This window comes from Levilactobacillus lindianensis, from assembly GCF_003946095.1.
GTDB lineage: Bacteria > Bacillota > Bacilli > Lactobacillales > Lactobacillaceae > Levilactobacillus > Levilactobacillus lindianensis.
In genome coordinates, this window is record NZ_RHOD01000042.1 from 1 (window position 1) to 9955 (window position 9955).

Sequence of the window (9955 nt, forward strand, 5' to 3'; positions counted from 1 at the left end):
GAACCATCCTGACCGTCGCTACCATCGGCATCACTGTCAGAGTCTCCATTATTGTCGGAACCATCTTGACCGTCATTGCCATTAGCATTACCGTTCCCATGATCACCGCCATTCGTATTGCCTTGGGAATCGTCGCCATCACCTATGGACCCACCGCCTTCGTTACCAGTACCGGTATCTTGATCATCCACTTTCTCATAAACATGCACGACCTCCTGCTCTTCACGCAAGAACTTCCCAGCCATCTCACCCTTGGTTTCTTTGTGTCGATAGCCTTCAATTTGGGCTGGCTGGGTTTGATAGGTAGTACCCAATCCTCCCGTCAGCACCTCATCATCCTGAAGCTTGTTGCCATCCGTATCAACGTGAGAAACGGTTACCGGTGCGGGATACGTCGTGAACCGGTAAGTGTTTACATAGGTCCAGAGGACCTTACCGTCTGGGGACCGCACTTCACCCAGCATGGCATTGCGGGCATCATGTTTCAGCATCTCACCAATCGTGAAATTATCATCGGGCCGGGTATACTCCTGATCCGCCAAATGGTCATAACTCAGGCCCTTATCCCCGTCTGAATGGGACTTACCAGCATTAAATTTTAATTTAAAAACGTCGTGGGTTCCTAGGAGATCTCCCGTATCTTCATGTCGATCCTCGCGAGTATAGGCTAGCACAGCGTAACGGTCAAGCGCTTTCATCTCATAGCGTGACCCATCAATCCATGTACTGATATTCTTCAGGTGGCCAGACAACTCATTCCCAGTAAACCGATCCGTCCGTGAGATGACTTGACCCTCACCCTTGAAAACTTCGAAGGGAATCTGACCCAGCGGAGAGAAGTCTGCAATCTGACAATTTGACAGGTCGAGATAGGACAGATTAGTCAAATTCGCTAGTTTTCGCACATCGTCAATTCGATTATTCTTCAGGATTAACGTGTCCAATTTTCTCAGGTTCATCAGTGGCGATAGAATTGTGATATGACCACGAGGTTGTCTGATTGGGTTCTTACCAAAGGCTTCTCGATCCGTCGAATCGAAATTGGTGACCGACCCATCTAAGTCTAAATAAGTTAAATTAGTCGCGTACTCCAAACCTTCCAGACTGAACATTTGAATCGTTTGAACACCCACGCCACTCACGTTTTCCTTGGTCAGTTCCATCTTAGTTAGCAGGCGTAAATCCTTCTTGCTAATATCATCTTCTGTTTTCCAATGCTGTTTGATATTTGGGTCATTATTAAGCGTTTTCAACATAATCTTTCTTAAAGTCGGATTGGGCATCCATTCCCAAATATGCTCGGTTGCCCGTTGCGAACTCGTTTGCTCGGTTGCTGCTGCGTGAACATCTTGCGGTTCTGTGGCCATCCCCACGCTCATCAAAACCGTCGCCGCCGTTAACCATAGACTTGCCTTCACATTTACTGTCATCTTACTCTCCTCCGAGTTTCCCTAATTTTTTTAATTTCTGTCTGTTGTTCTAGCTCCGATAAACAACATCCTAACAGGGAACTTCGGCGAAGGAAACCAATTAAGTTGTACACAATCATTTCACAAAGTATTGGCTTTGCGTCATGAACACCAATCGTTCATTTATCGCACGACCCCTACTGGATAATCAACGTTCATAAGGGTTTATGACAAAACGAAGGCATTATACAAGGCCTATACCAATCAAATCAGCCTCGGATTTCCATCTAAAAAGTTAGTGAAATTAAAAAGACCCAGACGAGTGTCTGAGCCTTGCATCGTTTAGATTAAAGTTTCGAAGTTAATTCAACATCAGGATACTTATCTTTGAACCAGCGTTCGGCGAAACGGTTTTCAAAGAGGAACAATGGCGCACCCTGGCTATCCTTAACCAGTAGATTCCGCGACGACGACATCCGTTCGTCCAATTGGTCGGGGTCGATCCACCGAGCGGTCTTCTTCCCCATTGGTTCCATGATAACTTCCGAATTGTATTCGTTTTGCATCCGGAATTGGAACACTTCGAATTGCAGTTGACCCACGGCACCCAGGATATAGTCACCAGTTGAGTAAGAGGTGTACAGCTGCACAGCCCCTTCTTGAACCAGCTGATTGATCCCTTTGTGGAAGGATTTCTGCTTCATCACGTTCTTAGCAGCCACCCGCACGAAGAGTTCTGGCGTGAATTGTGGGAGCTTTTCAAACTTCACGACTTGCTTCCCCGTATAAATACTATCACCAATCTGGAAATTACCGGTATCATACAGACCGATGATATCACCAGCCACGGCCTTCTCCACGTTCTCTCGCGTATCGGCCATGAACTCAGTCACGTTAGACAACCGAAGTTTCTTGCCCGTCCGTTCCTGAATAACGTCCATCCCCCGGTCAAATTCACCAGAGCAGACCCGCACGAAGGCGATCCGGTCACGGTGCTTGGGGTTCATGTTGGCTTGGATCTTAAAGACAAATCCGGAAAATTCTTCATCAGTTGGGGCAATGTCCTGGTCTTCTTGGGTATGGTGACTCGCCGGCTTAGGGGCGTATTCCAGATACGTTTCCAGGAAGGTCTTAACCCCAAAGTTTGCTAAGGCTGATCCAAAGAAGACTGGCGTCTGGTCCCCACTGGCAATCTTGTCAGCATCAAATTGGTTCCCGGCTTCTTCAATCAACAGCATATTATCGCGAGCTTCTTGGTACAGACCATCGTCGGCCAAGTCATTGTCGGCCGCCAGTTCCCCGTCAGCATCGAGTAGCAGGTATTGGGTATCACCAGATGGCCGGTACAGCGCCACCCGCTGGTGATAACGGTCATACAGGCCTTTTAATTCCTTACCCATCCCAATTGGCCAGTTCATCGGATAGCCTTCGATACCGAGGACATCTTCCAATTCGGCAATCAAGTCCATGGGTTCGCGGCCATCACGGTCCAGCTTGTTCATGAAAGTAAAGATCGGGATGCCTCGCATCTTACAGATCTGGAACAACTTCTTCGTTTGGGGTTCAATCCCCTTGGCGGAGTCGATCACCATGACCGCGGAGTCCACAGCCATCAAGGTCCGATACGTATCTTCTGAGAAGTCTTCATGTCCAGGGGTATCCAAAATATTAATCCGTTTGCCCTGATAGTCGAACTGCATCACAGAACTCGTCACCGAGATCCCACGCTTTTGTTCGATTTCCATCCAGTCGGACTTGGCGAAGTTACCACTCTTCCGCGCCTTAACGGTCCCGGCTTCACGCACCACGCCCCCAAACAACAGCAGTTGTTCGGTAATCGTCGTCTTCCCGGCATCGGGGTGGGAGATGATGGCAAAAGTCCGTCGTTTATCGACAGCTGATGCTAATGTTTTTTCGCTCATAGTTTTTCCTCACAAATTTTTTTGAATTTAGGTTTTCTGAAATTTCAAATTTACGCAACGTTATAATTTTAACACATCTAAGGGCACAATACATGATGCCTGGTATTTCCGGATCACGACACACCATTTCGTGGTATCATTAAAGAATGAACTTATTTAGAATCGGGTGAAATTATGTCGGCGAGTACGGAAGCCCTCATCATCGAAATTATCTTCTGCCTGGGCGCACTCATCGCCCTGGGTGGCATCATCGGGTTGGTCGTGACCAAGAATCGCCACCGAACCCTGCGTCCTGCCATGGCAGTCATTATCAGTGGTGTCGGCATTGTGATCATTGCCAGTCTGCTCAACGTCCTGTTGTTCAAGACCTATGACCAAACACGAGTCAAAAAAGATGACTACTACGAGATTACCAGTCTCACCAGTAACATGCAGGCGTCACTGGCCAGTAGCCAAGCTGCCAACCAACCAGTGACACCGGCGGCTAAGAAAGCTAGCAAGAACGTCACCTATCTGGTCAAGCACATCGCGCAACCAGTCGCCTCACGGCAGGATGCCCAACTGGCACAAAGGGAGCTAACACAGCACCGGCACCCGAACGTTAACCGGGTGAAAGCCGCTTATCAACGAATTCTCAATCGCTACTTCAAACAGATTGTCCAGCAACCACAACGGGCCCAACGATTGAGTCACCACGCCTACCAACAAGCTACCAAAATTAACCATTAAATTTAGTCACAACAAGGGTTCAGGATGACCTAACGTCCTGAACCCTTGTTTTTATTAGCTTTGATTTTCAATCTGTTGCATGATGTAGTCCACGACTTTCAACGCACTCTGACCATCATCAATGGCACAGAAGCGGCGATAAAAGGCCATGAACCGCGCATCGGCACTCATATCCTGCGTCGCTAGCTTCTGCCCCATGAGCGTTAAGAGCTGTGACTCATCATGGGCAATCTCGCCTGGTAGATCGGTTTCATAATTCAAATAGAAGCCGCGCAGGTCGTCCTTATACACCTGGTAGTCGTAAGGATAGAACAAGATTGGTCGCTTGAGATAAGCGTAATCGAAGAAGACCGATGAATAGTCCGTAATTAACAGATCACTGACCAGATACAGTTCCGAAATATTCGGATGACTGGAGAAATCGAAAACGACACCCTCATACCCCCGAATATCCAGCGTATTCGCAATCAGATAGTGCATTCGTAAGATCAGCACCGCATCCTGCCCGAACCGTTTCCGGAATTCAGCCAGTGAGAACGGTAAGTCAAACGTATACTTCCCCTTCTCCGCAAACTGGTTGTCCCGATACGTGGGTGCATAGAGCACCACCTTCTTATCCAGTGGAATTCCCAGTTGCTGTTTGAGCGCATCAATCTCTGCCGGCGTACTGTTCACCAGTTCGTCGTTACGCGGATAGCCAACTTTCAAAATCTGATTGTTGAACCCAAAGGCGGTCCGAAAGACTTGCGTTGCGTAATCATTGGGCGAAATCAAGGCATCCCAGCCATTGGCTTCCTTAACAAAATTAGTATGGTAACGGGCCGTTGTCGTCCCTGGCATGGTCACATTTTCAATATCTAAGCCCAGCCTTTTCAAAGGGGTCCCGTGCCAAGTCTGAATGTAAGTCAGGTAGTCAGGCTTCTTCACCCACAGTGGAAAGCGGGCATTACTAATCCAGAAACTGGCCTTACCTAGCATCCGCGCCCACCTCGTGGTTCGCCGAATCACATAGGGAATGTCATGTTGCCGACAGAATCGCCGCTGTGACCGGTTGATCGACCACACACAGTTGAATTCCGGATAGAGCCGGGTAAAAAGCTGATAGATGGCATATGGTGAGTCACTCACTTGGCGGCCACCAAAGCTTTCAAAAATTAGGGTTGGTCGCTCATAGGGAGTATGCCCGTGCCTGCAGAGTCGTGCCAGATAGGTCAGATTGACCTTATCCAACAATTGTGCCCCCCATTTCACAACTTGGCGTGATTGACCAACAGCGTTAACCACACGTTGTGGCCAGGAAGGTGCCACCGACTCCGTCACTAGAAGGCTATTGTCGAAACGTTTTTCAATGACCACCAATCGCCGCTGTTGCGTGATCAGTTCGGTTGTCTGTCCCGCTAGCGAGCCAGCCAGGACCACACGTTGGTCCCTCGTTTCATCACCGCCGGTTGTCCGGATATAGAGGACTTGCGTTGCGTCGGTGGGTAATTCGGCTAACGGAATTGACACCGTAAATAACCCTTGAATCGCCATCTGGGTAACAGGCCACTCGGTCTCTTGCTGGTCGACTACATTTTTTAACACCAGTTGCTGTTGCGCCAAGGGCTCATGGTTGCCCTGACGCTTTCCTACCACTTGTAGCTGATCCTCGACCAAGTTAATGGCTGTGATAGCCACTTCCGCCGCCGATTGATGGGTATGAACATCCAGAATGGCCATTCCCGCCGCGTCACACCGGAGTTGGCTCGAACTTGTCGCTGAAGTTTGCCAACGATCGCTCAACGACTCACTCTCGATCTGAATGGCCCCCTGCAACGTGGGCTGAGCCAAATTAAGATACAGTTCCCAGGTAAAGTCTCGCCGACCACCCTGCTCAAATTGCAATGCCGTGGAATCAAACGTTACCCGCACCACATGTTGATTGACGACTTGGGTCACGGGAACCGTCAGTGTCGCCTGCGTTTGCCGTTCAAAAAAGGTCACCGTGAGTGCATGAAAGGGTTCCGGAACCTTAATAAGTTCCAGTTCTAGTTCTGATTGCTGATTTGAATGCTGACAGCCTGATAGAATCGCACGCACGATGGCAAACTCCTTAGTAGTTAAAGATTAATTGATTGGGCAGTAAAGGTGAAAGACTTGGGTTGACGGTCAATGGCACAAATAATTGGGAATTTGGGGTTAATGTGCGATTCAAGACGATGTGATACAGCGCGGCACTTGACGTGAAACGTCGATAGTCGGCACATACCACCCCATTGGTCGTGATCTCAGTCGCTGGGATTAACACCGTCTGATCCTCGCCATTCACCGGTGATTGCTGTTGAGCGCGCTCATTCTCCCAGACCACGCGCTCTTCAGGTGACAAGGTGGCGATCATCCCCGACGTTGCTCGCAGATTCAAGACGTGCTGTCTAGTCCGCGTTTGCCGAGTCAGCCGTAAAACGGCCTCTCCACGCCGATTCAGCAGATATTGCGTCTGTGCCACCCCGGATCGCACTTTAGCCAAGGCCACGACAGACCCGTCCAGACCATAGGTAACCGTCTGAACCAGGCGATCCTGGTCATATTGCCGGAGAATCATCGGCGTCTCATCATCCAACTGTCGAAGCTCCGCGACCAGTTGCCCAGAACGCAAGTAGCGTTTCACTTGTTGGGAATGGTCCATAAACAATCGTTCCTCACATTGACTAAGATCAACGGCCTGGCGTTCTTTAGTGGCTAGCACGCGTCCGGCATCGGCAGCAAAGCTATCGGCCAACGTCAGAAAGTTAGCCTGAGCCACCGCCGGATTCCGGGTTGCTAAACGATTCAAATCAGCTCGAATTTTCCAGACCGTCGCCAGTTCCAACGTGACAACTAACAGATCGACACGATCAGCCTCTCGAAGTGCTCGCGCTAGCTGATCCGCAAACGCCACGCGCTGGATATCTTGCGAGCTGGTGATTAAGAAAACGGTCCGTTGCATTCTCAATGCCTCCTCTGAATTTAACCTAATGACATAAAAATCCTTAGTCTACGACTAAGGATTGGTTAACCTATTCTTCAGCCTTCCACTCTTCTTCATCGGTGAGGCCAAGGTCATGCTTAATTTTAGTCGTGGAAATACCTTCCGTCCGTGGTAAGTAAACGACTTCACAGTAATCCTTCAAGAAGTCAAACTTGCCCTTCCAGTCATCACCCATGACAAAAATATCAATATTGTTTTCTTGAACATCTTTAATCTTTTGGTCCCAGGTGGTTTCAGGAATCACGTGGTCCACGTACTTGATGGCTTCCAGAATGTACTTCCGGTCTTCATAAGAAGTGTACGCCCGCTTGCCTTTTTCCACGTTGAATTCATCGGAAGAGACACAAACCGTCAAGTCGTCACCCAGTGCCTTAGCGCGCTTCAATAAACGAACGTGCCCTTTATGCAATAAATCAAACGTCCCATACGTAATTACTTTTTTCATGTCGGTTCTCCTACTTATCTGGTTAATTTCCCCTGGCGGTTCCAGGAGGCGTCTTAAAAATCCAATAACAATCTAAATACTAGCATATTGAGCGGTCACGTCAACTTGAAAACCGCTCCGCGAAGACTTTGTTGTGAAGTTTTAATATTTCACAACGATTTCTGCTCGGTGTGCTCTAATTGCCAAATGCTATAGACATAGGTCACGACCGTCTTAACAATCGCATAGAACGGAATGGCTAGAATCATGCCAAACAGTCCCGCAATATTACCGGCAGCTAATAAGATAATAATAATCGTCAACGGATGAATCTGCAAACTTTTCCCGATAATATTCGGATAAACAAAGTTTCCATCGATCTGTTGGACCACAACCACTACAATAATCACGTAGATAATCAGGTTGGTACTCGTGGCAAATGCCACAATCAATGCCGGAAGAATCCCAATGTAAGGCCCGACATAGGGAATCAGATTACAAATTCCCGCAAAGAGTCCCAGGAGTAAGGCGTACTTCTCACCCACCAGCACGTAACCAATCGCCGTGAAGACTCCCACGAAGAGGCATTCGATGATTTGCCCACCAACATACTTGGCAATCGTCGTGTTCATTCGGCTCAGAAGCTCCGTCGTTTGCTCACCATGCTTAGCTGGCAACCATTTCTGAATCGCTGGCAGAAACTTCTCGCCATCCTTAAGCATATAAAACAGCATGACAGGCACTGTAACGGCGGTTACGGTCACCGTGGTAACTGTTCCAATCACCTGGCCAATGCCGCTGGTAACGCCACCCATGAGGCTCTGAGCGTATTTTGATAGGGCTGCTTGAAGTTGTGTGAGATACTTTGAGAAATCAAGGTTCTTTAACCAGGGTTGCTGGGTCCATTTCCGTAAAGCAATCTCGCTCGAGTGCGCGAAGTCTGGGATACTACCCACCAGCGTCGTAATTTGAGTCGCGAGGCGTGGAATCAACCACATTCCCCCGGCGACCAGAACCGCAACCAACAGGAGAAAGACAACGCTGACGGCTCCGGTGCGGTTCAGATGAAATCGCCGCCACCGGATCTTTTCCAAGACCCGAACGAGTGGATTCAGAAGATAGAACAGCACGCCAGATAACAGCAATGGCACGAAGATCGTCGATAGGAAGATCCCAATTGGTGAAAAGAGAAAGCTAATCTGGGTACAGACCCAAATCAGCGCCGCCACAATCAGGAGCTCAACTGACCAGAACATTAAGCGGGAATTCGCAAGCCATTTCATGGACAAGTTCCTTTCTTTTTTAAAAAAGGAGCGAGCCACGAATGGACTTGCTCCGGATGGTACGGAAGACAACTCTTACAGGTCGAACGTCGTGCCCTACTTAGGACGACGTGACAGTTCCTGATACCGTTGATACCACAGATCGACATAGGCTTTAGAGAAGGGCCCCTTGTGATTGTTAATCCAGTCAACTAACGTCAAGACGTTGGCCTTCAAGATCCGGTCCGTCTCGGCACCATAGTGCCAACGCTGACTGAAGTCTTGATACTCGTCCACGTCCAATAGCCGCTTTTCGCCATCTGGAAAAACCTTCACGTCAAGATCATAATCAATATATTTGAGAGCTTCCTTATCTAAAACATATGGAGAAGCCAAGTTACAGTAATAGGACACTCCATTATCCCGAATCATAGCAACAATATTAAACCAGTAATGCTTGTGAAAATAAACGATCGCGGGCTCTCGGGTCACCCACCGCCGACCATCGTCTTCAGTAACCAACGTGTGGTCATTGACGCCAATGAGGGCGTTCTCGCTTGTTTTGAGTACCATAGTGTCGCGCCAAGTTCGATGCAAACTTCCGTCGTGCTTGTAGCTTTTGATCGTAATGAAGTCGCCTTCCTTAGGTCCTCTAGCTTCGCGCGTCATGTCTAAACCCTACTTTCCAAGTAACGGGTAACTATAAAAATTCATTCAATATTATACCAGATTAACCGGTATTATTGAATAGCTCGTCCAGGATTCATTGGACAAAATACTTGGGGCCGCCATAAATTTGCGCTAAACTAACAGAAACAAACGATGAGGTGAAAATGAAATGACCCAAGCTCCCCTAAGTACTTTCGAACCTTTGATTCCCCAGGTTGCCGACCTTTTAGCCGACGATCCGACACTCGTCAGCTTTTTTAACGACTTAACCACTGGTTATCAACGCGAGTGGGCCCGCTTTATTTTTGGGGTCAAGGCACCAGCAACCAAGGACCGGCACATTGCGGAAATGCGAAAGATTTTAGCTGCGGGCTACAAATCCAAGCGGGCGTACGGTAGTCGGCCAAAATCATAAGTAACCACGATTCTATCTAACTAAGTTAGCAAGCGCAAGAAGAGGCTGTGACATAAGTCTCCAAAATGAAAGCTGGTTGAGAGGAATCTTCGGATTTCTCCCGACCAGCTTTTTGGTA

At 48.4% G+C, this 9955-nt stretch carries 9 protein-coding genes; 2 read left to right on the forward strand and 7 right to left on the reverse strand.

The genetic code is table 11. The features are described from left to right. Together EKM70_RS10755 and EKM70_RS10760 are read right to left on the reverse strand one after the other, a co-directional pair. On the reverse strand, window positions 1-1430 hold a 1430-nt coding region (locus EKM70_RS10755), incomplete at its 3' end, for a MucBP domain-containing protein (protein ID WP_191985898.1). Between the two features lie 326 nt (window positions 1431-1756). Next, on the reverse strand, window positions 1757-3331 hold the full coding sequence (locus tag EKM70_RS10760) for a peptide chain release factor 3 (protein WP_125547720.1): 1575 nt from the start codon (window positions 3329-3331) through the stop codon (window positions 1757-1759). A gap of 174 nt (window positions 3332-3505) precedes the next feature. Between EKM70_RS10760 and EKM70_RS10765 the strand changes: the two genes are divergently transcribed. Next, a complete protein-coding gene (locus EKM70_RS10765; protein ID WP_125547722.1) occupies window positions 3506-4060 on the forward strand; it encodes a hypothetical protein in 555 nt (184 codons plus the stop codon). A gap of 54 nt (window positions 4061-4114) precedes the next feature. Here EKM70_RS10765 and EKM70_RS10770 read toward each other — a convergent pair whose 3' ends face one another. From EKM70_RS10770 to ntdP, 5 genes are all read right to left on the reverse strand, one after another. Beyond that, on the reverse strand, window positions 4115-6139 hold the full coding sequence (locus tag EKM70_RS10770) for a CDP-glycerol glycerophosphotransferase family protein (protein ID WP_125547724.1): 2025 nt from the start codon (window positions 6137-6139) through the stop codon (window positions 4115-4117). 13 nt (window positions 6140-6152) lie between these two features. Next, complete coding sequence (locus EKM70_RS10775) at window positions 6153-7025, reverse strand: hypothetical protein (protein ID WP_125547726.1); 873 nt, start codon at window positions 7023-7025, stop codon at window positions 6153-6155. Window positions 7026-7095: 70 nt separating this feature from the next. Beyond that, window positions 7096-7512, reverse strand: a complete 417-nt coding sequence (gene tagD, locus EKM70_RS10780) for a glycerol-3-phosphate cytidylyltransferase (RefSeq protein WP_125547728.1) — start codon at window positions 7510-7512, stop codon at window positions 7096-7098. Window positions 7513-7661: 149 nt separating this feature from the next. Next, the gene (locus EKM70_RS10785; protein WP_125547730.1) at window positions 7662-8774 is read right to left on the reverse strand and encodes an AI-2E family transporter; all 1113 of its coding nucleotides are present in this window, start codon (window positions 8772-8774) and stop codon (window positions 7662-7664) included. Window positions 8775-8870: 96 nt separating this feature from the next. Further along, the gene (ntdP, locus tag EKM70_RS10790) at window positions 8871-9422 is read right to left on the reverse strand and encodes a nucleoside tri-diphosphate phosphatase (protein ID WP_125547732.1); all 552 of its coding nucleotides are present in this window, start codon (window positions 9420-9422) and stop codon (window positions 8871-8873) included. 169 nt (window positions 9423-9591) lie between these two features. Here ntdP and EKM70_RS10795 point away from each other — a divergent pair, with 169 nt between their 5' ends. Continuing rightward, complete coding sequence (locus tag EKM70_RS10795) at window positions 9592-9837, forward strand: YdeI/OmpD-associated family protein (RefSeq protein ID WP_125547734.1); 246 nt, start codon at window positions 9592-9594, stop codon at window positions 9835-9837. The last annotated feature ends 118 nt before the right edge of the window (window positions 9838-9955 follow it).